The organism is Nocardia sp. CA-084685 (assembly GCF_050955785.1).
Classification (GTDB): domain Bacteria; phylum Actinomycetota; class Actinomycetes; order Mycobacteriales; family Mycobacteriaceae; genus Nocardia.
Genome location: NZ_CP192094.1, coordinates 9,384,530 through 9,405,833 on the forward strand (window position 1 = coordinate 9,384,530; position 21,304 = coordinate 9,405,833).

Annotated in this window: 21 protein-coding genes; 15 read left to right on the forward strand and 6 right to left on the reverse strand. The window is 64.7% G+C overall.

Translation table 11 applies throughout. The features are described from left to right. Positions 1-119: 119 nt before the first annotated feature. Positions 120-1,103: a LysR family transcriptional regulator gene (locus ACQP2U_RS41480; RefSeq protein WP_433712608.1), complete on the reverse strand. Its 984-nt coding sequence runs from the start codon at positions 1,101-1,103 to the stop codon at positions 120-122. A gap of 112 nt (positions 1,104-1,215) precedes the next feature. On the opposite strand from ACQP2U_RS41480, the gene ACQP2U_RS41485 reads away from it, so the two are divergent. The 5 genes from ACQP2U_RS41485 to ACQP2U_RS41505 all read left to right on the forward strand — a co-directional run bounded on the left by ACQP2U_RS41485 (position 1,216) and on the right by ACQP2U_RS41505 (position 8,344). After that, positions 1,216-2,478 carry an MFS transporter gene (locus ACQP2U_RS41485; RefSeq protein WP_433712609.1) on the forward strand — a complete coding sequence of 421 codons (1,263 nt, stop codon included), beginning with the start codon at positions 1,216-1,218 and terminating at the stop codon, positions 2,476-2,478. Between the two features lie 98 nt (positions 2,479-2,576). Next, on the forward strand, positions 2,577-3,167 hold the full coding sequence (locus ACQP2U_RS41490) for a TetR/AcrR family transcriptional regulator (protein ID WP_433712610.1): 591 nt from the start codon (positions 2,577-2,579) through the stop codon (positions 3,165-3,167). Continuing rightward, positions 3,167-4,957, forward strand: coding sequence for an alpha/beta fold hydrolase (locus tag ACQP2U_RS41495; protein WP_433712611.1), 1,791 nt, complete (start codon positions 3,167-3,169; stop codon positions 4,955-4,957). Before ACQP2U_RS41490 ends, ACQP2U_RS41495 begins: the two co-directional genes overlap by 1 nt. Positions 4,958-5,644: 687 nt before the next feature. Continuing rightward, positions 5,645-7,318, forward strand: coding sequence for a cutinase family protein (locus ACQP2U_RS41500; RefSeq protein ID WP_433712613.1), 1,674 nt, complete (start codon positions 5,645-5,647; stop codon positions 7,316-7,318). Positions 7,319-7,456: 138 nt separating this feature from the next. Then, positions 7,457-8,344 (forward strand): DMT family transporter, encoded by an 888-nt coding sequence (locus ACQP2U_RS41505; protein ID WP_433712614.1) that lies wholly within the window; start codon positions 7,457-7,459, stop codon positions 8,342-8,344. A gap of 6 nt (positions 8,345-8,350) precedes the next feature. On the opposite strand, the gene ACQP2U_RS41510 is transcribed toward ACQP2U_RS41505, so the two are convergent. Next, a complete protein-coding gene (locus tag ACQP2U_RS41510) occupies positions 8,351-8,824 on the reverse strand; it encodes a MarR family winged helix-turn-helix transcriptional regulator (RefSeq protein ID WP_433712615.1) in 474 nt (157 codons plus the stop codon). Positions 8,825-8,870: 46 nt separating this feature from the next. Here ACQP2U_RS41510 and ACQP2U_RS41515 point away from each other — a divergent pair, with 46 nt between their 5' ends. The 7 genes from ACQP2U_RS41515 to ACQP2U_RS41545 all read left to right on the forward strand — a co-directional run bounded on the left by ACQP2U_RS41515 (position 8,871) and on the right by ACQP2U_RS41545 (position 13,791). Next, positions 8,871-9,488: a hypothetical protein gene (locus ACQP2U_RS41515; protein ID WP_433712617.1), complete on the forward strand. Its 618-nt coding sequence runs from the start codon at positions 8,871-8,873 to the stop codon at positions 9,486-9,488. A gap of 26 nt (positions 9,489-9,514) precedes the next feature. Further along, positions 9,515-10,165 carry a methyltransferase domain-containing protein gene (locus tag ACQP2U_RS41520; RefSeq protein WP_433712619.1) on the forward strand — a complete coding sequence of 217 codons (651 nt, stop codon included), beginning with the start codon at positions 9,515-9,517 and terminating at the stop codon, positions 10,163-10,165. 140 nt (positions 10,166-10,305) lie between these two features. After that, on the forward strand, positions 10,306-11,655 hold the full coding sequence (locus ACQP2U_RS41525; RefSeq protein ID WP_433712620.1) for a WS/DGAT/MGAT family O-acyltransferase: 1,350 nt from the start codon (positions 10,306-10,308) through the stop codon (positions 11,653-11,655). Between the two features lie 49 nt (positions 11,656-11,704). Next, positions 11,705-11,884, forward strand: a complete 180-nt coding sequence (locus ACQP2U_RS41530; protein ID WP_433712621.1) for a hypothetical protein — start codon at positions 11,705-11,707, stop codon at positions 11,882-11,884. Beyond that, positions 11,884-12,108 carry a methyltransferase domain-containing protein gene (locus ACQP2U_RS41535; protein ID WP_433712623.1) on the forward strand — a complete coding sequence of 75 codons (225 nt, stop codon included), beginning with the start codon at positions 11,884-11,886 and terminating at the stop codon, positions 12,106-12,108. Before ACQP2U_RS41530 ends, ACQP2U_RS41535 begins: the two co-directional genes overlap by 1 nt. 181 nt (positions 12,109-12,289) lie before the next feature. Then, complete coding sequence (locus ACQP2U_RS41540; RefSeq protein WP_433712624.1) at positions 12,290-12,448, forward strand: hypothetical protein; 159 nt, start codon at positions 12,290-12,292, stop codon at positions 12,446-12,448. 218 nt (positions 12,449-12,666) lie between these two features. Beyond that, positions 12,667-13,791 carry an NAD(P)H-dependent flavin oxidoreductase gene (locus ACQP2U_RS41545; protein WP_433712625.1) on the forward strand — a complete coding sequence of 375 codons (1,125 nt, stop codon included), beginning with the start codon at positions 12,667-12,669 and terminating at the stop codon, positions 13,789-13,791. 325 nt (positions 13,792-14,116) lie between these two features. Here the strand turns inward: ACQP2U_RS41545 and ACQP2U_RS41550 are convergent, their stop codons facing one another. Continuing rightward, positions 14,117-15,067, reverse strand: coding sequence for an oxidoreductase (locus tag ACQP2U_RS41550; RefSeq protein WP_433712626.1), 951 nt, complete (start codon positions 15,065-15,067; stop codon positions 14,117-14,119). A 409-nt stretch (positions 15,068-15,476) separates the two neighbouring features. Then, the gene (locus ACQP2U_RS41555; protein WP_433712627.1) at positions 15,477-16,250 is read right to left on the reverse strand and encodes a GntR family transcriptional regulator; all 774 of its coding nucleotides are present in this window, start codon (positions 16,248-16,250) and stop codon (positions 15,477-15,479) included. Between the two features lie 108 nt (positions 16,251-16,358). Here ACQP2U_RS41555 and ACQP2U_RS41560 point away from each other — a divergent pair, with 108 nt between their 5' ends. Next, entirely contained in the window at positions 16,359-17,840 is a 1,482-nt protein-coding gene (locus ACQP2U_RS41560) for an ABC1 kinase family protein (RefSeq protein WP_433712629.1), read from the forward strand. A 216-nt stretch (positions 17,841-18,056) separates the two neighbouring features. Here the strand turns inward: ACQP2U_RS41560 and ACQP2U_RS41565 are convergent, their stop codons facing one another. Next, positions 18,057-18,650 (reverse strand): GDSL-type esterase/lipase family protein, encoded by a 594-nt coding sequence (locus ACQP2U_RS41565; RefSeq protein ID WP_433712630.1) that lies wholly within the window; start codon positions 18,648-18,650, stop codon positions 18,057-18,059. A gap of 110 nt (positions 18,651-18,760) precedes the next feature. Between ACQP2U_RS41565 and ACQP2U_RS41570 the strand changes: the two genes are divergently transcribed. Together ACQP2U_RS41570 and ACQP2U_RS41575 are read left to right on the forward strand one after the other, a co-directional pair. Continuing rightward, the gene (locus ACQP2U_RS41570) at positions 18,761-19,546 is read left to right on the forward strand and encodes a 2OG-Fe(II) oxygenase (protein ID WP_433712631.1); all 786 of its coding nucleotides are present in this window, start codon (positions 18,761-18,763) and stop codon (positions 19,544-19,546) included. Beyond that, complete coding sequence (locus ACQP2U_RS41575; RefSeq protein WP_433712632.1) at positions 19,533-20,300, forward strand: SDR family NAD(P)-dependent oxidoreductase; 768 nt, start codon at positions 19,533-19,535, stop codon at positions 20,298-20,300. Before ACQP2U_RS41570 ends, ACQP2U_RS41575 begins: the two co-directional genes overlap by 14 nt. 1 nt (position 20,301) lies before the next feature. Here ACQP2U_RS41575 and ACQP2U_RS41580 read toward each other — a convergent pair whose 3' ends face one another. Then, positions 20,302-21,138 (reverse strand): SDR family NAD(P)-dependent oxidoreductase, encoded by an 837-nt coding sequence (locus ACQP2U_RS41580; protein ID WP_433712633.1) that lies wholly within the window; start codon positions 21,136-21,138, stop codon positions 20,302-20,304. Positions 21,139-21,304 lie beyond the last annotated feature (166 nt).

The following is a 21,304-nucleotide window of genomic DNA, read 5'->3' on the forward strand; positions in this document are numbered from 1 at the left end:
GGCCGAAAGTGTGCCGAACTGACGATACCCGAGGCCGCACTATATTTTTCGGGCCGCACCGACAGCCTCGCCGAGCGCGCAACCGACGTGCTCGCCATCGAGATCCCCGACAGCGGCCACTATCTCGCCGAGGAACAGCCCGAGCTCGTCGCGACTCGCCTGCGCGACTTCTTCGGATAGGGCGCCCAGTCCGGGGTCCACATGTCGTCGCTGGATATCGCGTTATATCTGGCGTGCAGGTACTCGAGGAAGTTCGCGAGGACAGGATGGGAATTGTCTGCTCGCCAGATCACGGAGAGCGGGTAGACCGGGGTCGGGTCGACGACGGGGATTCGGCGCAGGTCGTAGCTTTCCGGCCAGAGGTATCGCGAGCCTTCACCGACGAAGGTGGCGAGTCGGGTGGAATCGGCGAGTTCGGCGAGGAGCGCTTCGATGCCGAAGCTCGGGCCGATCGTGTCGATGATGAGTCCGAATGCCGTCGCCAGATCGTTGTAGTAGCCGATCGGTTCGGCGTCGGACATGCCCGGCATCCAGATGGGGTGATCGGTGAGTTCGGCTGGCGTCACCGACTTGGCGTTCGCCAGTGGATGCCGCGGGCCGATGAGCAGTTCGTGTCGGTCATCGATGACGCGCGATGCCCGCAGTCCGCTCGGGACCTCGCGGTGTCGTAGGGATCTGAAGGTGGCGTCGATGGTGCCCGCGCTGATCTCGGCCAGCGCCGACTCCGCGTCGAAGTTGGTCAGGGTGACGACATCGAGCTCGATCTCTGGATTTTGCTGGTAGAAGGCATGAAGGATGGTGGAGGGCGCAATCCTGCGGGCCACCACATCGATCCGAAGGGCCCGACGCCCCGGTGTCACGGCCGCGGTGGCGCGTTCGGCGGCACGGATGAGTTCACGTGCATGCGGTAGGAGCGCTTGCCCGTCGACGGTCAGCCGAACCCCTCTGGCGATTCGCGCGAACAGCTGAACTCCGAGTTCTCGCTCGAGCGTGGCTACTCGTTTCGACGCGGCCTGCTGGGTGATGCGCAGATCGTCGGCAGCGGCTAGGAATTGGCCGGTCTCGGCAACCGCGACGAAGGTACGAACCGCATCCAGATCCACGAGCAAAAGCTACTCTCACAACGAAAAGTTGTGACACTCCGCTCGATTCGTTGTTGGTGTCAGCATCCGTCGACCGGCTTCAATCTCCCTGACAACAGAGGGAGTGCCGAATATGTGGCGGAGAGCGAAACTGGGTCGAGCGTTCGGGTGGTTGTGGGCCGCCTACGCGGTCAGCGCCTATGGGACCGGGCTCGGGTTCGGGGCCTTTTCGGTTGTCGCGATCACCGTTCTGAACGCCAGTTCGGCGCAAGTGGCGACCTTATCGGCATCCGGGCTGGCGATCGGGGCACTGCTTGCGATTCCGCTCGGGCCGTGGATGGAGTTTCGCGCCAAGCGGCCGGTCATGATCGCCACGGACCTGATCCGCTTCGTGGCGCTGGCATCGATACCGCTCGCCTACTGCCTCGGGGGGTTGTCCTTCGCGCAACTCTTGGCGGTCTGCATCGTCACCGCCGCGGCGAAAATCGCGTTCACCGCTGCCAGTGGCGCCTACTTGAAGACCATCGTCCCCGCCAACGGATTGTTGATGGCCACCAGTCGTTTCGAGTCCACCACCTGGTCGGCCACGGTCATCGGACCGCCCCTCGGTGGCGCCGCGATCGGGCTATTGGGGCCGGTGACCACCGTTGTCGTCGATGCGGTGAGCTACCTGCTCTCTGCGCTCGGCATCCTCGCGATCAGGGAACCCGAACAGCCCGCGCCCCTGCGGAAGGCCCGAGCCCGCCGTTGGAGCGACATCGTCGAGGGGTGGCGCTATATCCTCACCCACCCCACGCTGCGTTGGTTCTTCGTCAACACCATGCTGGTCAACGGGCTGATCATGGCCGCGGAGCCGCTGTTGTCGGTGCTGCTGCTCGCCCATTTGCGGTTCCCGGTCTGGGAGTACGGACTGGCATTCGCTGTTCCGTGTATCGGCGGTCTGATCGGGTCACGACTTGCCCGCCGCGTCGTTTCCCGTTTCGGCGAACAGACGGTGTTGCGGGTGTTCGGCACAGTGCGTGCGTGCTGGCCCCTCGGACTGGCATTCATTCGCCCGGGCCTGGCCGGGCTTGCGATCGTGATGGTCACCGAGTTCGGGCTGATCATCTGCATAAGTATCTTCAACGCCGTCTTCGCCGCTTATCGGTTGAACAACACCGATGCCGATCGCCACGCCCGGGTCCTCGCGGCGTGGTCGATCTCCAGCAGCATCAGCATCGCCGCGATTACCGTCACATGGGGGTTGCTGGCACAACTCACCAGCCCGCGGGTGGCTATCGCGTTGGCCGGGGTTCTCCTGCTCGCCACGCCATTGCTGCTGCCGCGACAAGCCGAGCGGGAGCCGGTCCGGTCGGATGAAGAGCCGGTTCTCTCCAACGACAGCGCGCGAGCGTGACCCGACGTCGTCTACGCCCGAGGTAGCTAGTTCGGCCACCGCGGCTGGCGAGACTTGGGCACGGTTGCAAAATCTATAGACCGGTCTATTCTGAGGCCATGGTTACATCCAAGGGCGCTCAAACGAGTGGGCAGTTGGTGGAGTCGATGCTGGAGTTGATCCAGGCGCGGGGGTACGCCGGTACCGGGTTGAACACGGTCGTTGAGCACGCGGGTGCGCCGAAAGGGTCGCTGTACTTTCACTTTCCGGAAGGGAAGGAACAGCTCGGGGAGAAGGCGATCGAGTTGGCGGCCGAGCGATTTCGGACGTTGCTCGGTGAGATGGCGAGGTCCGGGGCGTCACCCGGGGAGGTGATTCGGCAGATTGTGGAGGTACTGGCCGGGTTGGTCGCGGACAGCGATTTTCAGCTCGGGTGCCCGGTTTCGGTGGTCACGTTGGAGATGGGTGCGCACAGCGAACGCCTGCGTGTCGCGTGTGCGGCGGCGTTCGAGTCGTGGATCGAGCCGGTGCGTGAATATCTGGTCGCGGCACGACATTCGGAGTCGGCGGCGCGCACACTGGCGACGGCGACGGTCAGTGCCGTCGAAGGAGCGGTGATCGTGGCGCGCGCCAAACGTGATGTGGAACCGTTGCGCAGTACGGCACAGATGCTGGCGGGTCTGCTCGACCAGCCCGGGACGGTGGTCTGATGACCTCGCGGCATGCGCTCGTCTTCGGAGCGACCGGCTTTATCGGCCGCAATCTGATCCTCACCTTGGACCAAGCCGGAATCCGCGTCACCGCCGCGGTCCGCAGCCGCGAAGCATTCGCGCGGCTGGCCGCATGGTTGGCGGATCACGGGTGCCGGACGGCTCCGGCGGAGTTGATTGTCGATTTCGACGCCGATCCCATTGTCCATGGCGAAGATGCGGCGTGGACCGATGTCACCGAGGTGTACAACTGCGCCGGGGCGTACCGATTCGGTATGACGAAGGACCAGGCACGGCACGGCAATGTCGACAGCGTCCGCTCGGTGGTTTCCTTTGCCGCGCAGCTGCCTCAGCTGTCCCGGCTTGTCTACGTCTCCGGCTACCGGGTCGGCGGTCAGGACCCGAGCACAGTTCCGTGGAGCCAGGAACGGGTGGAACGAACTCATCGCCGTCTGGGCGCTTATGAGGCGTCCAAGGTGGAGAGCGATGCGGTATTCCAGGCCGTCGCCGATGAACTCGGCGTGCCGTGGTCGATCGTCAACCCGCCCACCGTCATCGGGCTCAGCAGTACCGGTGAATCCGATCAGCAACTGGGCCTCGCGGCGAGCTTGAAAGAGATCTGGCAAGGTACGGTGGCGGCGTTGCCGGGCGACTCCCGCACCTTCGTGCCAGTGATCGCGGTCGACTATCTGACCCGCTTCATGACTCTGCTTCCGATGGATCCCAGCACAGCTGGTGCGGCGTACTGGGTGCTCGACGACGCAACGCCCGCACTGCCGACTCTGCTTTCGCAGGTCGGTCGGCATTATCGAGTGCCGGTGCCACGCACACGCATCCCGGTGGCGCTGGTTGAGCGGCTACCGCAGTGGTTGACGAAGGCCGATCCGGAAACCCTGACCTTCCTGTCCACCGACCGCTATCCCACCGAGTCCGCACACGAATTCGCCCGCAAACATGGCCTCGACCTGCCCGACACCACACGCACAATCCTGCGATGGGCCGATTACCTCGCCGCGCAGCGCTTCGGAAATGCGCAAACGAACAGTGTCGCAAGGGCTTTCGACGACCACGCCGGTGTCCGAACATTCCGGATCGGCGAGCCCGATGCGTCCACTGTGATATTGCCCGGCCTGCCCGTCAATGCCGACACCTGGGCTCCGGTCGCGGTAGCCATCGGTCACGCCCAGATTGTGGACCTGCCCGGCCTCGGGATGTCCCCAGGCGGTCGAGGTGACTGGCAGGCCTGGCTCGAGGCGCTGCTCGAACGAACACCAGGCGCGCACTTGGTGGGTCACTCCATCGGCGCCGCCGCAGTGGTCGAGGCCGCGGCCGCGCGGCCGGACAAGATCGGATCGATCACTCTGGTCGCGCCGTTCTTTCTCCAGCCGAGCGCCGGGCTTTCGGCACGTGCCATACCCCTGACGCGGCGGTATCTGCGTCGACTGACCCCGAATGCCTTGTCCCACAAGCTAACCGGCTCCCCCGAGCACGCATCGGTGCTGGAATCGAGCGTGCAGGATCTGCGTCGCGCGAATGTCGCGGGCAATATCGCCACGCTGTTCGCGGCGACGACGAAGGCAAGTTGGCGCCGTGAACTCACTGCCAAGCTCGTGCAATATCCCGGCCCGGTCCACGTGATCACCGGAAGCGAAGACCCGCTCAGCCCCACGCTGCTCGAATCACTGTCGCCCCGAATAGAATTCAGCACAATCAGCGGAGCTGCTCATCATCCGCAACTGACACATCCCGACGAATTGGCGCGTGCAATTGCCGGAATGGTCACGCCATGAGCAAGGAGCACTAGTGCGCCACCGCGGTTCCCGAAAAAGCGCGGGCCCATGGCCGGAGTCAGCTCGTCGAACCAAAGGGCAGTCGAGGTCCAGCGCGCGAATAGCGGAACCACACCGACCGGATGCCCTGCTGTCCAGCCCAGCCGTGCAGGGCCTGCACGCCGCCGGGCCGAGACGGCCGGGCGGCGGCGCCCGGCCCGGCGGACACGCAGGTGTAGCCGGTCAGTACGAAGAGCAGGCCGGGTACAACGTCTCGGGTTCGAATGCGGAAAGCGGAACCGGCCGCGGCTCGAACGCCGGGATTTCACCGCGCAGTACAGCGCCGATGTCGTAGCGGGCAAAGAATAGGCGCCCCACATGGGCCGGGCTTCGGGCTTGCAGCCGTCAGCGGCGTCCATTCCGGCGGACAGTTCTCGGGCACCTCAGGCCTACACGCATCGCTCACCTGCAGATTCCCGATGAGTGAACCGATCGGCGCTGACACCTGGGGGGCCACCACATCGATCATGCCGTTAGCTAGCGCAGCTATATCCAGCGTGCCGTTGCACAACGATAGCTCCACTCGAGCGTAACCATTTCTCGGCCCGCGGTAACGATTCAGCCGTCGAACCCGACGTCCTTCAAGACACACGGCCTGTCGGGGGGCCTGTCCGTCCACTTGTCGGTTATGAAATTGGGGAACGGGACATGGCTCTTCGGGAGTTCTTCGCGCGCCATCGAATGGCTTCGGCAATCGTGGCGCCCGCGTCGCTGGGGGTGGCGGCGATCGTCGCCGCCTCGGTGGCGCTGACATCGACGCACGAAACCGTCGATACCCGCCTGCGGGCATCGGTTACGGAGTGCCACGACATGGTGACGATTTCGGTCGCCGGGCGTCGGGACACACCGGATACCGCCACCACGAAGTTGCTGGTCGGGGCCAATGGCGAAGAGTTGCCCGCCGCGCTGTCCGGTGATTACAACAGCCAATGGGTGGATCCGGTGGTCAACGCACCGGCCGACGATGTCGATCCCGGCTCGTATGCCGCGGTCTACATCGCCTACCCGGCGAATATGGACAGCTACGAGGACGCCGTCAACGCGGGTGTCGCCAATACCGAACAGGTGATGCGAGAAATCGCACAGGCCTGCCCCGACACCAAGTTCTCGATCGTGGGCTACAGCGAAGGCGCCGATGTGGTGCGCCGCGTCGCCATGACCATCGGACATCAGAGCGCCGATCAAGATGGCGGCTACGGCATCGTCGATCCCGCCGAAGTCGTCGGAGTCGTGATCCTCGCCGATGCCGGACGTTCGGCAGGCGACGGCCCGTTCCCCGGTGCGAAGGATCCGTACAGCAATCCGGACGGCTTCGACCAGAAGTATCAGAACGGCACGAAAACCGCGTCCGGCCAGGGCGCACTACCCGGTACCAGCGGTGACTTCGGTGCGCTGAACGGCAAGATCGCGTCGTTCTGCTCCGATGGCGACCTCACGTGCTCGGCGCCGCAGAACATTTCGCTGCTGCAACTGGCGGTGAATGTGGGGCGGCAGTTGAATGTCGACGCGCTCGAACGCGACGGGCTGACCCCCGCGACCGGACAGGACGTCGCCGTTGTCCTCGGCCGGATCGCATTGGCGGCATTCGCGGATATCCAGTCGCAGCCGAACTGGATGCAGAGCGATGAGACCTTTCTCCAAGTACTGCTGAGGGTTTCGGACCCGGAATACAAGCCGGGGCAGACGCCGAAGACTGCGACCAAGGCCGAGTCGATCTCGGCCAATGAGATGTCACCATTGGCCTACCTGCCGCAGAAGGTGTTCAACGAGATCATCGGCCTCATCGTGACCAATCAGAACACCATCCCGGTGATTCTGAGCGACCCCTACCAGCAGACGCTCGGCCCCAATGCGAGTGGTCATCACTTCGACTACTGGCGCGATGCCGACCCGAACAACGGCAAGCCGCTGACATCGGCCGAGTACGCGGCCGCCTGGCTCACCCATCTGGCGAAGCAGGCACAGGCGGGTCAGCCGGTCGATACGACCGCCAAGCCGGAGTCGGCCGATCTCGCTGCCGCCTACCAGGCGGCGACGTCGACGACCAAGGCGCCCGAATCGACCAAGACCACGACCTCGGCACCGACGACCACCACGGCCGCCCCGGCGAAGACGGAAGTCAGCGGCCAGCCGACGACCACTGCGGCGCCCACGACCACCGCGCCGCCGATGAGCACACCGGCGGTCACGACACCACCGGCTTCGACCACCACGACCACTCAGCCACCGAAGCCGACCACCACCGAACCAACCACCACGACAACGCAACCCACGACAACGCAATCCGCGACACCGACCACCACCAAGTCGACTCAGCCCTGACCCGGCGCCATCGCGGCTAGCGCACGCAGGCCCGTACGGCTGGCGCCGTCGCGGGCCTGCGGCCATCCATCCCGTGATGGGATGTATTCGTATAGGCTCCGATTCGATCGGAAGCGAGCAGGGCGAGATGGTGAAGCGATGACGCAGCGCGGGTGGGTGCTGTTCTTGGCGATGGGTGTCATCTGGGGTGTGCCCTACGCGATGATCCGGATAGCGGTCGAGGATTTCGACCCGATCGTGGTGGCATTCGGCCGAACCTTCCTCGGCGCACTGATCCTGCTGCCGATCGCGCTCTACACCAAAACCCTCGCACCGGTGTTCCGGCGTTGGCGTCCGCTGCTGCTGTACACCTTGGTCGAGATCACCGGGCCATGGTTTCTGATCGGCTACGCGGAGACCACGCTGAACAGTTCGACGGTCGGGCTGCTGATCGCCGCCGTTCCGCTGATCGCCGTGGTCATCGTGACCAAACTCGGCCACGATCGCTTCGACGCCCGCCGCACCATCGGCCTGATCATCGGATTCGCGGGGGTGGCGGCACTGGTCGGCTTCGATATCGATCTGACCGAGCCCGCCGCGATCGGCGCCATCGGGCTGACCACAATCGGTTACGCCGTCGGCCCGATCATCATCAATCGCGCACTCGCCGATCTGCCACCGCTCGGCGTGGTCACCGGATCGCTGATTCTCGCGGCGGTGATCTACATACCGTTCGCCGCATTCCGTCGGCCGACCCATTTCACCGCCGACGCGTCGTGGTCGGTGCTCGGACTGGCGGTAATCTGCACGGCCGCGGCATTCCTGGTGTTCTTCGCGCTGATCAGCGAGGTCGGCCCGGCCCGCGCCACGGTCATCACCTACATCAATCCAGCGGTGGCCATCCTGCTCGGCGTCACCATGCTGGACGAGCCGCTGACTATCGGGATGGGCATCGGCTTCCCGCTGGTCATTCTCGGTTCGATCCTCGGCACCGCCCGTGCCCGCGCCGCCGAGGAACCCGCGGCGACACCCGTCACCCAGTCCTGAGCGCCCTCAGTCGGCCGCACTGAAGGTCAGACCGGCGCCGCTGATGATCTTCAGCAACACCGCACGCAGCCGATCCACCTCGGCCGCACCGATGATCGCGTCGAGATGTGCATCGAATCGCTCGACCACTTCGAGCCCCGCCTCGACCACGGACCAGCCTTGCGGTGTGAGGCGAACCAGCCGCGCCCGTCGATCGCTCGGATCGGGCGTCACCTCGACATAGCCGCGCGCATCCAGATGTCGCACGAGCTCACCCATCGCTTGTTTGGTCATGCCCGCGCGCGCGGCGAGATCGATCAGCCGCGTGCCTTCTGGATCGATCACTTGGAATACCGGCGCATGCGCGGCCCGCAGATCGGTGAATCCGGCCGTCGCCAGACCCGCATCCAGTTCGGCCGCAAGCGTTCGCGCCGCGGCGCCGAGCAAATTCCCGAGCGGCGGCGGCCGATCGGCCAACGGGTTAGTCAGGCTCTTGACCATTTCGGAACTCCTTCGTAACTTTAGTCAGGAACCTTACTACTTTTGGATGGTGCACATGATTGCCGTAGGCCTCGCACTGCTGGCCCTGCTGATCGAACTCGGCTGGCTGGCCTTCGCCGACGGATCGGTCGGGTCGATCACCGCAGTGGTGCTCGCGAGCATCGGAGTGCTCGCGGTGACCGCTGGCCGATTCGTGGTCGTCGATACGACTGTTCGAATCCTGTTGGGCGCATTGTTCGCCGGTTCGGTCGCGGACCGGTTCGGACTGCTCGGCGCGCCGGGTGCGGACGGTGTCTCCTGGGGTGACTACTCCGCGTTCACCGAATACACCCGCACGCTCACACCACAGATCTTGGATTGGTCGGTGCCTGCGCTCGCCGCCATCGCGACCGGAACGGAAACCCTGCTGGCCATCGGCTTGATCTTCGGCGTCGCCGCGAAACTCACCGCACGCGCCGCCACCGCGGTGTTGATCGTCTTCGCGGCGGCCATGTGGACCTCGGTGGGATTCGATGAAATGTGTTCGTACGGTGTCCTTGTCGTGGCAAGCGGTGCTGCGATTCTCAGCACCCGCGATACCGCCCTGCACCTCGACAAACTGTTGCGCCACATCCCTGTCGCCGGGCTCGGCCAGCAAACTCGACGTCGCGGCGCCACTAGATGAGGGGCGCGGGAGGGCATGATGTCCGGGTGACAGCGAACAGTCGAACCGATCCAGCGGATGTGGCGCACACTCGTGCCGCCTATGACGATGTCGCCCTCCGCTATGCCGAATTAGTCAAGGATCACCTCGCGACCCAGCCATACGATCGCGCCATGCTCGCCACATTCGCGGAACTGGTGCGGGCCGGCGGTCGGGTGGCCGATCTCGGTTGCGGTGAGGGCCGACTGACCGCACACCTGGCCGGGCTCGGACTCGACACCTTCGGGATCGACCTGTCACCCCAACTGCTCGGATTGGCCCGAGCGCAGTATCCGACACTCGAATTCGACGAGGGCTCCCTCGAACACCTCGATATCGATGACGCCACTCTCGCGGGAATTGTCGTGTGGTACTCGTTCATCCATCTGCCGCCCGAACGAATGCCCGCTGTGTTGGCGGAGTTTCATCGGGTACTCGAGTCAGGAGGGCGCGCACTGCTCGCGTTCTTCCAGGCACCCGATGTCCAGGATGTGGAACCATTCGACCACAAGGTGATAACCGCCTATCGATGGTCAGCGGATCGGCTCGCCGCACTGGCCGAAGAGGCCGGATTCACGCCGACCGCCCGGTTGATCCGCGAACCGGATCCCGGCGAGCGAGGCCGCCAGGCCTATCTGCTCCTGGTCAAGGATCGCTGATTCGGCGAACGCGAATCCGTACTTTTCAGTAAGGTTGGGGACAGCACAGGGGACATGGCTGTGCGAACCCTTATCGACATCGTGGTCGTTTCCTTTCACCAAGAACTCAGCACCACACCGTCGTCAGGGGGCGACAGACCATGGAGCTCATTTCTCCGATCGATGCCGTATTCCTGCTCGCCGAATCGCGCGAGCATCCGATGCATGTCGGTTCACTACAACTGTTCGAGGCACCTGAGGATGCCGGGCCTGATTTCGCTCGGCTGACTCATGAGAAGTTGTTGGCCGACAACGCATTCCACCCCACCTTCCGCAAGCGCCCGGCGACCTGGCTCGGCGCGCCGCAGCTGGCGTGGACCCAGGCCGAGGAGGTAGAACTCGCCTATCACCTGCGCCGATCGGCGCTGCCGAGTCCGGGTAGCTTCGATCAACTGCTAGCACTGGCCTCCCACCTGCACGGCGCTCTACTCGATCGGCACCGCCCACTGTGGGAGATCCACGTGGTGGAGGGGCTGAACGACGGCCGCTTCGCGTTGTACTCGAAGATGCATCACGCGCTGATCGATGGCGTCACCGCCCAGCGAGTGCTGCAGCGAACGCTCACCAACGATCCAACCGCGACCGAAACGCGCGTGCCGTGGAACCTGCCCCGTTCGCCTCGCAAGAGCGAACCGTCTGGCTCGCTGCTCGGCGGGCTCGCGCGAAATCTCCGGTCGGCGGTCAATTCCGGGCCCGCCGCGCTGCGGGTGGCACGGGCGGCACTGGTGCAGCAGCAGTTGACGATGCCGTTCGAGGCACCGCGCTCGATGTTCAATGTGCCGATCGGCGGCGCTCGGAGGTGCGCGGTCCGGTCCTGGCCGCTGGAGCGCGTCAAACAGGTCAAGAAGGCCACCGGCACGACCGTCAACGATGTGGTGCTGGCGATGTCGGCCGGTGCGTTGCGCGCATATCTGATCGAACAGCATGCCCTGCCCGACAAGCCGTTGATCGCCATGGTTCCGGTGTCGCTGCGGGGCGATGAGGACGAGGTCGATGGCGTAAAGGTCGGCGCGATCCTGTGCAATCTCGGCACCGATATCGCCGATCCGATCGAACGGTTGCGTGTGGTGAGCGAATCGATGCGCCGCAGCAAAGAGGTCTACAACTCGCTCTCCCCCATCCAGACCATGGCGCTATCCGGGTTGATGCTCAGCCCGCTCGCCCTGACTCTGCTGCCCGGCCTGCTGTCGTTCACGAACCCGCCGTTCAATATCGTCATCTCGAATGTCCCGGGCCCGAAGGAACCGCAGTATTGGAACGGGGCCCGTCTGGACGCCTCGTACCCGATGTCGATTCCGTTCGACGGCCAAGCCGTCAACATCACCCTCACCACCAATGTGGACAGTCTGGACTTCGGGCTAGTCGGCTGCCGCCGCAGTGTGCCGCGACTGCACCGCCTGCTCGACCACCTGGAGAATTCGCTGGCCGAACTGGAGCAAGCAGCCTCCTGAACCGGCGAATCGTCTACGTCGCCAGTAGCTAAGGCTGAAGCTGGCGACCATGACTCTTTACGACCACACCGGGCGGACGTATACGCGGACCCGGCAACCGGATCCGCGTTTCGCCGCAGTTGTCGATGACGCGGTGCGCGGCATGGAATCGATCGCCGATGTCGGCGCGGGCAGCGGATCCTACGAACCGACGGGCACCGTGATCGCGCGGTCGAGCCGAGCCAGGTGATGATCGCCCAACGCCCACCGACTGCCGCACCGGCGGTCAAGGCGGTCGCCGAGCAGCTGCCGATCCGCACAGACGCGGTCGATGCCGCCTTGGCCGTCCTGACCGTGCACCACTGGACCGACCTCGATCGCGGCATCGCCGAACTGAAAACGGATCGCCCGCCGCCGGATCATCATCCGCACCTGGGACCACACCGTCTTCCGGGATTTCTGGCTGGTCCGTGACTATCTGCCCGCCGCGGCCGAAACCGATGCGCGCCTGGCCATCGCACTCCCGCGCCTCACCGCTCTCCTCGGCGACGTATCAATCATCCCGATCCCGGTCCCGCACGATTGCGTAGACGGGTTCTGCGGCGCGTACTGGCGGCGACCCGAGGCGTACCTGGACGAAACCGTGCGCGCGGGCATGTCGATGCTGGCGATGACCCCGGCCGCGCTACTGGAGGACGGACTGAACCGACTCCGCGACGATCTCGCCACCGATACGTGGGCTGCACGGCATGCGGAGCTACTCGATAAATCCGACCTCGACCTGGGCTACCGGCCCCTCACCGCGGAAGTGTGATTTCAGTCGACAGGAACGGCTACCGCGGAAAAACTAGAACGTGTTACATTCGAGGTCAGGCGTCCGCGCCTGTCGACGAAGCTACCGCCGCGTCATGGCGATATCTGCGGCAGTCGGCCGAATCGGCAGCGCGGGCCGGTGACCAAATATGCAACCCGTTCCAGCACTCGTCAGCCGCTGTGATCCGGCTGCTGAGCAAGTAGGGAGACCAGCACGCCATGCGTACCGAAATCTGTGACCGGCTGGGGATCGAATTCCCCATCTTCGCCTTCACCCATTGCCGCGATGTGGCGGCCGCGGTCAGCAATGCCGGCGGACTCGGCGTGCTCGGTGCGGTAGGCTTCACCGCCGAGGAATTGGAGGTCGAGCTGGCCTGGCTCGACGACCATGTGCACGGTGTGTACGGCGTCGACCTCGTCATCCCGTCGAAGTACGAGGGCAAGGGGATCGATGACCTGACCCCCGAACAGCTGGAAGCCAAACTGGCGGAACTGGTTCCACAGGGCCACCGAGACTTCGCGGAGAAGCTGCTCAACGACCACAATGTCCCGCATCTGCCCGACGGCGAGCGCCACAACCAGTTGCTCGGCTGGACCGCGACCACGGTCGCGCCGCAGATCCAGGTGATCCTGCGCCATCCCAAGGCCAAGCTGGTCGCCAATGCCCTCGGCACGCCGCCGCCGGATGTGGTCGAGCAGATTCAGAGCTCGGGACGGCTCATCGGTGCGCTGTGCGGTTCGGTGAAGCATGCGCTCAACCACAAGCGCGCGGGCCTGGATTTCGTGGTCTGCCAGGGCACCGAGGGCGGCGGGCACTGCGGTGAGATCTCCTCGATGGTGCTGTGGCCGCAGGTGGTCGACGCCATCGGCGATATGCCGCTGCTGGCCGCCGGCGGTATCGGCAATGGTCGCCAGGTCGCCGCGGCCATGGCGATGGGTGCGGCCGGTGCGTGGACCGGCTCGCTGTGGCTGACCGTCGAGGAGGCGAATGTGCCGCCCGCGCAGATGCAGACCTATATCGAAGCCTCCAGCCAGGACACCGTGCGCTCGCGGTCCTGGACCGGTAAGCCGTGCCGCATGTTGAAGAACGACTGGACCGAGGCATGGGAGGCGCCGGAGAATCCGGATCCGCTGCCCATGCCGCTGCAGATGATGGTGGCCCTGGACGGCGTCAAGCGCGGACATCGGTATCCGGAGGCGGCCAAGGATGTGAACTTCAATCCGGTCGGTCAGGTCGTCGGCATGATGAACAAGGTGGAGCGCTCCGCCGATGTGATCGCCCGGCTGATCAATGAATACGTGGAGGCGTGCGATCGCCTGAACAAACTGAATAGCGCTCTGTAGCAAACTCTTCGACGCCGCCTCGACCGACCGCTCGGGGCGGCGTCGTACTCCCGTGACTGGGTAGCCGTCCGTCGGCGTAGGCGGTATACAAGTGATTCGCACTGCTTACAGTGCGAGCGCTCGCGTCAGTTTCGGGAGGTAGGCATGTATCCCTGCACCAACCCTCGGTGCGGAAGTCGCGGACATAATGACCCGGAGTGTCCGAATCTGATGCATGCCGATCTGCCGCAACGGCGAAATCTGGTGGTGCTGGCCGTACTTGCCGTCACGATCGTCAGCTCGCTCGTGCTCGCCGCCTTCGCCGCGGCGCCGCATTGATGTCGATCTAGATCCCCGAGAAGTCGTAGCGAACGCCGGTCAGCCGCTCGCTCAGCTCCCACAGTTTGCGCGCGGTCGAGCGACGGTAGGCAAGCGGATTGCGCAGTGTCCGCCGCGGATATCCGGCCAGCTCGAAACCCGGTCCCACATAGGAGTTTCCGCGTAGCTCCGGCACCGTGGCGGCATACAACTGCGGCAATGCGCCCATCCGGTCGGACTGGGCCAGCGCGAACAGGATCGCTTGCGGGATCGCCGCCAGAATGGCATTCACACCCTGCTCACCGTTGCGGTCGTAGAGATGGGTCGCCGACACTCCGGGATGGGCGGCCACCGCGCGCAGTTCGGATCCGGCCACGCGGGCCCGGCGTTCGAGTTCGGCGGTGAACAGTAAATTCGCCAATTTGGACTGACCGTAGGCGGGCCACCGCAGATACATCCGCTGCCAATTCGGATCGAACCAGTTGATCACCCCGACCCATGCGGCCACCGAAGATACGGTCACCACTCGAGGCTGGTCGGCGCGCAGGAGAGCGGGCAGGAGACCGCCGGTGAATGCGAAGTGCCCCAGGTGATTCGTACCGAATTGGGTATCGAACCCGTCGGCCGTATGTGAGCGCGGCACCGCCATCACACCCGCATTATTGATCAGCAGATCGATCCGCCCGATGGTGTCGTTGATCTGCGCGGCGGCCCGTCGGACCGACGCTAGCTCGGCCAGATCCAGCTGTAACACTTCGGGTTTCGGACCGGTGGCCACCGCGGTGACCGCATCGAGTGCCGTCGTGGCCTTCTGCGGATTACGGCAGGCCAGCAGCACATGCGCACCCTTACTCGCCAATGCCTCGGCCGTGCGCAGGCCGAGACCGCTATTGGCGCCGGTGACCACGGCGGTCTTGCCGGACTGGTCCGCGATATCCGCAATGGTCCAGCGGCGCGGCAGAATTGGGGCCGATTTCACAGAGAACTCCTGGTTGATCCAAACCGCTTCGTCGTCGCGCGCGAAGCCGACCGACTCGATACCTTCCGCCTCGAGCCGCGCGGACCTCGAGAATGCCATCGAAGAACCGGCCGAGCATGACCAATTCTGGGAGTTTGTCGAGATGCGGACTTCCTCACGCATCTGCGGAACCAGTGCCGCCCGAAAACATCTGCGACACTGCAGATCCGACATCAGTGCCGCATGTATGTTCCCCCGTACACCGAGCCACGCCAGTCCTCGAGCTCATACCGGTTACCTGCTGAGTCCCAGACAGCTAATCACCAGTTGCGGAGTCGCCCGATTGCAGCAAACGTGCATCGCCCGGACGGCGCCGACTAGCACTAAGCCAGTGCGACCCAGACAGTTGACCCGGCAGGATCGAAAGTGATCAGGCGGTCGCCGCGTGCTCCACATCCTCGTCGTCCCCGACATCGAGCAATTCCTCGAACCGGGCGATCACCTTGTCGTGATACAGCCCGAACAGATCCTCGAACAATGCGAGCTGCGCGTCGGACGGGCCGGATCCGGAATCCCAGACCGCGACCAGTGCACGCCATACCAATACATGCAGATCGGCAGCGCCCGCGAAGAAGGCCTCCACGGCCTCGGGCACCTCGAGCACCATCTCGCCGATGGAGTTGATGATCGCGCGCTGCATGCTCAGCCCGAGTGCGGTGAGCAGTCGGCGGACCAGGCCGACCTCGATGGCGAGGATCTGCTGGAAGTCGGGAACCTCCTGTCGGGCAAGCCTTTCCAGTTCGTCGATCTCCGCCTTGAGTTCGGCCGGATCGATTTCCTGTTCGCTGCTGGTGTAGGCGAGCAGCGCCTCCATGACGATGCCGCGCTCCACCTCGACGATGTCGTGGAACATCTCGACGGCGACATCCGGCATCGGAACCGAGAACCGGAACAGGTGCCGATACACATCGATGCCGCCCGCCTCGCGGACATCGCGGATCGTGAACCCCTTGCCGCGTCGCGCCTCGACGAATCCGTACGATTCCAGCCGACCGAGAGTCAACTGCGCGGTCGCGCGGTTCATATTGAACTCCTCCGCGACCTGACGGACCGACGGCATCAAATCCCCCGGCTGATATTCCCCTGCGGCAACCCGGCGTGCCAGCTCATCGGCAACGTCGGCGACTACCGTTTGGGATCCCATCGAGATGCCACCTTTCGACTCGGTTCGAATACGTCCCAGACAGTCTATGCCCTGCTGTGCGAGACTGCACCTGTGTACCAGTGGTCAGCGTGCAGTGTGAGGTGAGTCATGACAATTGAGCGTGGCCAGGGTCGATCGACCGAGAGTTCCACCACTGGACCTGCACGCATTTTCGCGATGACGTCGAAGGGTAAACCTCCAGTTCGCACGGCGGTTCGCAATGCGAAATTGGCTGCGCTGCCGATCGCGTACGCGGGCCGTCATGCCGCGGGTGTGGGTAAGCGCGCGCTGGGCCGACCGGCCGCCGAGGTCGATCGCGAAATCCAGATGCGCACCGCACAGCACATCTTCGAGGTGCTCGGCGAACTGAAGGGCTGTGTCGCCAAACTCGGTCAGCTGCTTGCCATTTACGAACTCGCACTGCCGCCGGAACTCGCCGAGCCGTACAAAATCGCGTTGAGCCGGTTGCAGGATTCCGCGCCGACGATGCTGCCGCATTCGGTGCACGCGGCGATGGCCGCCAGTATGGGGGAGAACTGGCGTTGGTATTTCCGGGAATTCGACGATCGGCGCGCGGCCGCGGCCTCACTCGGCCAGGTGCACCGCGCGGTATGGCGTGACGGTACGCCCGTCGCGGTGAAGATCATGTATCCCGGCGGTAAGCAGGCGGTCGCGAACGATCTGGATCAGCTACGCCGGATCTCCATACTGGCAACGGTTTTCCTGCCCGGTGCCGATGTCAAGAGCGTGACCGAGGCGGTCTGTGCCTGTGTCCTCGACGAACTCGACTATGCGGCCGAGGCGCAATCTCAACGTGTATTCGCGGCGGCCTATGCCGACGATCCGGATTTCTATATTCCGCGGGTGATCGAACAGCGCGGCGACGTGCTCATCACCGAATGGCTGGACGGCATCTCGCTGCCGCGCGTCATCGCGGCCGGTACGCGCGCCGAGCGGGATCGGGTCGGCATGCAGTTGGTTCGGTTCATGGCATCGAGTTGGATCCGCAGTGGTCTGCTCTACGGCGATCCGCATCCGGGCAATTTCCGGGTGCTGCCGGATGGGCGACTCGGCGTCGTCGACTTCGGGGCTTGCACACCATGGCCGACCGAGGGTTTCGAGGAATTCGCCTTCGACTATTGCGATGCGCTGTTCAACGGCGGGCCCGCCGAATTGGAGGCGGCGGCACGGCGGCACGGCTTCTGTGCACCGGGCCGGGTGCTCGATGCCGAGGATCTGTTCCATGTGGTCGCGCCGTGCGTCGAACCCTTCCGGCACGCGAATTACCGGTTCACCATGCGATGGCTGCGCAAACAGGTACTGCGGGTGACGAATCCGCGGCTGACGAATGCCCTGCGGCAGGGCACCATGCCCGCGCGCTTCACGCCGTTCGCGCGATCGATGCTGACGCTGGTTGGTGCGATCGGTCAGTTGGAGACCGAGGGCCCGTTCCGCGATGAAGTCGGACGCTGGCATCCGACGTTGCACGAGTTGGTGACTCGACCCGAGGAAGGCGCGGTGCCGGTCGATCTGGCGACGGTCCAACGCAAACGGGCCGAAGCGGATGCGCGCCGCATGTCTTTCGGCTGAGCACAACCGCGCTGAGCTGCCCGGACGATACATGCGATAGCTTGTCTCAGACAGTGAAACCGCGCAGGCTGGGCGATTCTAGCGTCGAAGCACTTCCAGTTATCGCCGCCCGACTGTGCGCCACCGCCGATTCCGACTTTTCGGCGATGGATGCCGACCATCGCGGACCTCGATCGGCTCATCGTCGCCAGACTGAGCGACACGCCCCCGGATCGGTCAGCGCGCCAACCACTCTCGCCAGTGCGGCCGAACGAGCGCGGCCAATTCATCGTATCCGGCCGCGCCGGGATGCGCGCCGTCACCCGCGCGCACCTCGCGCATCCAGACCGCGCTGTCGCACAGCGGTTGATGGACGCGCACGTAGGGGACGGCCGCGGCAGCGCAGACCTCGGCGAAATGTTCGTCCAGTGTGGCGGTCCTGGCATTCTGCTCAGCGTCATCAATGGGCGGCGGCGCGACGACCAGGACCGGAAGCTCGGCGGCCTGTGTGAGCAGCTCGGACAGGTTGACCGCCGATTGCTCCGGTGCCACCCGGGGTCGTCCGTCGATCAACGTGGTGTCGTTGACGCCGCACGAGACGACGAGTCGGGCATCGGAGCCGTCGGGAAATCGAGGTGCGCATTCGGATTGCCAGCGGCCGAGGATCTCGGTCGAGGTCTGCATCCGCACACCCAAGTTGTACGTGGTGAGCGGCTGGCCGCTCGCGTAGGTCTGGGCGGCCAGCCGACCGACCCACCCGAGGCACCGCGGGTCGCCGACACCCGCAACGAAGGAATCACCGATGAAGCACACGCGAAGGTCGTTCCACACCCGGCGATCTTCGCAACTGGTCGCCGCGTACCCGGGGCCCGGCTACCGGTGAGGCACGGATTTCGGTGGTGCCCGTTAGGATCGCTGTGGTCATTCGGGAGGGATTGAAGTTGACAGGGGTAGCCGAATCCACAGTAACCGCGGCACCGCCGTGGTTCACGGATTTGTTCGCGCATCGGCGCTGGATTCGCCGGGTCGAGCCGTTTCCGCATATCTATGCCAAGGATGTGTTCGTGCCCGAGTTCTATGGGCGGTTGGCCGATGAGTTGGCGCGGGTGCGCCGCGAGCGGCCGGAGGCGTTCGGGGCGGTGGCGTCGGATTACGGTGCGGTCGGTGCCTCGCTGGCCGAGCTGCGGGATGGGCCGTTGGCGCTGTTTCTCTCACGGGAATGGCATGACCTGATCGCGCGCGTCATGGGGGTGACTACCACCGGTGATGTCGAAGGAGCGGTGCATCATCATCGGCCGGGGAGTCCGTCGGGGTCACCGCACAATGATCTGAATCCGGCCTGGTTCGAGGGGGCGGCGCCCGGAGCGAGCGAGATCAGGACCGTGGATCCGCAGGTGGATCTGAAGACCGGCCCGCGGAGCCAGGCGAGCTTCGCGCGGGAGACGGTGCGCGCCGTCGCGGTGCTGTTCTATTTCGGAAATCCGGATTGGCAGCCCGGCGATGGCGGCGAGACCGCCCTGTATGCCCATGTCGGCGCGAATCCCGTTCCCGCGCTGACGGTTCCGCCACTGGACAACTCGCTGCTGCTGTTCGAGTGCACACCGCGCTCCTGGCATACGTTCCTCGGCAATAACGCCGCCGCGCGCGATAGCGTGGTGATGTGGCTGCACCGGCCGAAGGAAGATGTGCTGCGGCGCTGGGGAGGGGACAGCATTGCGCAGTGGTAATGAACGCCGGGTATGTCTGCTGACCGGTGCGGGTGGCGTTCTGGGGGACACCTTCTGCCGCGGTCTGTACACCGACTACGACATCATCGCGGTCTGCCGGAATCGCACTCCGGCGGCACCGTCACAGCTCGAATGGTTCGTCGATCCCTTCGAGCCGGAAATGCCGGTGCCGGAGAATGATTCGCGGATCTTCGTGATCAAGGCCGAGCTGGCCGACGCGGGGGAAGTCGAGCGCGTCGTCGATATCGCACTCGCCCGCTTCGGGCATATCGACCTGCTGGTCAACAATGCCGCGCACAGCCGATTCCAGCCACGCGGCATCGTCGACGGCGACGCCGCACTCGACGAATTCGAACCGCATTTCGCGGTCAATGTCGGTGTGCCGCTGCGTTTGTCGGCGCGTTTGGCGCAGCGGAGCTGGATACACGCCGGAGACGAGAACCGGACCCGCAATCGCAATATCGTGAATGTCTCCAGCATTGCGGGTTCGCGGGTGTACCCCGGCGGGCAGGCCCTCTACGCCTCGTCCAAGGCGGCGCTCAACCACCTGACCCGGCATATCGCGGCCGAATTCGAGGAGTTCGGGGTGCGGGCGAATGCCATCGCGCCCAATGATTTTCCCGCGATGGTATCGACCGAGCAGGTGGTGCGCGCCATTGTCGAACTCGATCGAGGCGAGATGAGCGGCGAAGTATTCACCGTCGGTGTGGCAGCCGAGGGTAGGCGTCACGCGGTCGGTGCGGACGCCCATTGACCTATGCCGTTCCGGTGATCTCCTCGGACATGGTCCAAAGCCGTTGCGCGAGTTCCGCATCCACCGCCTGCCTGTTCCTCGGCTGCTCCTCCTCGAGCCGGTGGAAGTACTTGCCGTTGATCTCCTCCGACGTAGTCGCCAAGTGCACCAGCGGATCCGCGCCCTTCTCGGCCCGGATGAAGAAGGGCCGTGACAGTGGTGAGCGGATGAACGCGCCGAGCCCGAGCGGGGCATTGTCGTAGACGTGGGTGGCGACCGCGCCCGGATGGAATGCGGCGGTGACCAGCCCGGTGCCCTCGGTGCGGCGGGCCAACTCCCTGGTGAAGATGATGTTGGCGAGCTTGGAGGTGCCGTAGACGCCGAGCTGACTGAACGAGCCGGTCGATGCGTTGACGGTGTCGAGGTCCAACTTCGCCATCCGGTAGGTCATGCTCGCGGTATTGACGACCCTGGCCTGCGACTGCACCAGCCGATCCAGCAGCAGGGCGGTCAGCAGGAACGGCGACAGGTGATTGACCTGGAAGGTCAGCTCATTGCCGTCATCGGTGACAGTGCGTTCGGCCCACGCGCCGCCGGCGTTATTGGCGAGCACATCGATGCGCGGATAGCGATCGAGCAGCTGATCGGCGAGTTTGCGCACCTCGTCGAAGCGGGCGAAATCGGCGATGAAGGACTCGGCGCCGATCCGCGCCGCCACCTCGGCGGTGCGCTCCGGCGAGCGCCCGACCACCGCGACGGTCGCGCCGCATGCGACCAGCTTTGCCGCCGCCTCGGCGCCGATGCCGGAGCTGGCGCCGGTAACCACCACCGTCTTCCCGGATAGATCCTGTGCTGCCATGTCCTGCCTTCCTTCGGCTGATCAGTCCTGATCCTCATCGGCTCAGACGGATTCGGCAAGACCGTCTACTGACCGGCCGGTCGGCTGCTGTGTATCGTGCGAACGCAATAGTTGATCTAGTACGAACATGGGTAACTCGCCGAACCCAGCCCAGAACTCAGCCATC

What these genes read in the sequence shown, in the direction of transcription:
- ACQP2U_RS41485 (WP_433712609.1), top strand. Translation starts at nt 1,216, where the DNA reads ATGTGGCGGAGAGCGAAACTGGGTCGAGCGTTCGGGTGGTTGTGGGCC.
- ACQP2U_RS41490 (WP_433712610.1), top strand. Translation starts at nt 2,577, where the DNA reads ATGGTTACATCCAAGGGCGCTCAAACGAGTGGGCAGTTGGTGGAGTCG.
- ACQP2U_RS41495 (WP_433712611.1), top strand. Translation starts at nt 3,167, where the DNA reads ATGACCTCGCGGCATGCGCTCGTCTTCGGAGCGACCGGCTTTATCGGC.
- ACQP2U_RS41500 (WP_433712613.1), top strand. Translation starts at nt 5,645, where the DNA reads ATGGCTCTTCGGGAGTTCTTCGCGCGCCATCGAATGGCTTCGGCAATC.
- ACQP2U_RS41505 (WP_433712614.1), top strand. Translation starts at nt 7,457, where the DNA reads ATGACGCAGCGCGGGTGGGTGCTGTTCTTGGCGATGGGTGTCATCTGG.
- ACQP2U_RS41510 (WP_433712615.1), bottom strand. Translation starts at nt 8,824, where the DNA reads ATGGTCAAGAGCCTGACTAACCCGTTGGCCGATCGGCCGCCGCCGCTC.
- ACQP2U_RS41515 (WP_433712617.1), top strand. Translation starts at nt 8,871, where the DNA reads ATGGTGCACATGATTGCCGTAGGCCTCGCACTGCTGGCCCTGCTGATC.
- ACQP2U_RS41525 (WP_433712620.1), top strand. Translation starts at nt 10,306, where the DNA reads ATGGAGCTCATTTCTCCGATCGATGCCGTATTCCTGCTCGCCGAATCG.
- ACQP2U_RS41530 (WP_433712621.1), top strand. Translation starts at nt 11,705, where the DNA reads ATGACTCTTTACGACCACACCGGGCGGACGTATACGCGGACCCGGCAA.
- ACQP2U_RS41535 (WP_433712623.1), top strand. Translation starts at nt 11,884, where the DNA reads ATGATCGCCCAACGCCCACCGACTGCCGCACCGGCGGTCAAGGCGGTC.
- ACQP2U_RS41540 (WP_433712624.1), top strand. Translation starts at nt 12,290, where the DNA reads ATGTCGATGCTGGCGATGACCCCGGCCGCGCTACTGGAGGACGGACTG.
- ACQP2U_RS41545 (WP_433712625.1), top strand. Translation starts at nt 12,667, where the DNA reads ATGCGTACCGAAATCTGTGACCGGCTGGGGATCGAATTCCCCATCTTC.
- ACQP2U_RS41555 (WP_433712627.1), bottom strand. Translation starts at nt 16,250, where the DNA reads ATGGGATCCCAAACGGTAGTCGCCGACGTTGCCGATGAGCTGGCACGC.
- ACQP2U_RS41560 (WP_433712629.1), top strand. Translation starts at nt 16,359, where the DNA reads ATGACAATTGAGCGTGGCCAGGGTCGATCGACCGAGAGTTCCACCACT.
- ACQP2U_RS41580 (WP_433712633.1), bottom strand. Translation starts at nt 21,138, where the DNA reads ATGGCAGCACAGGATCTATCCGGGAAGACGGTGGTGGTTACCGGCGCC.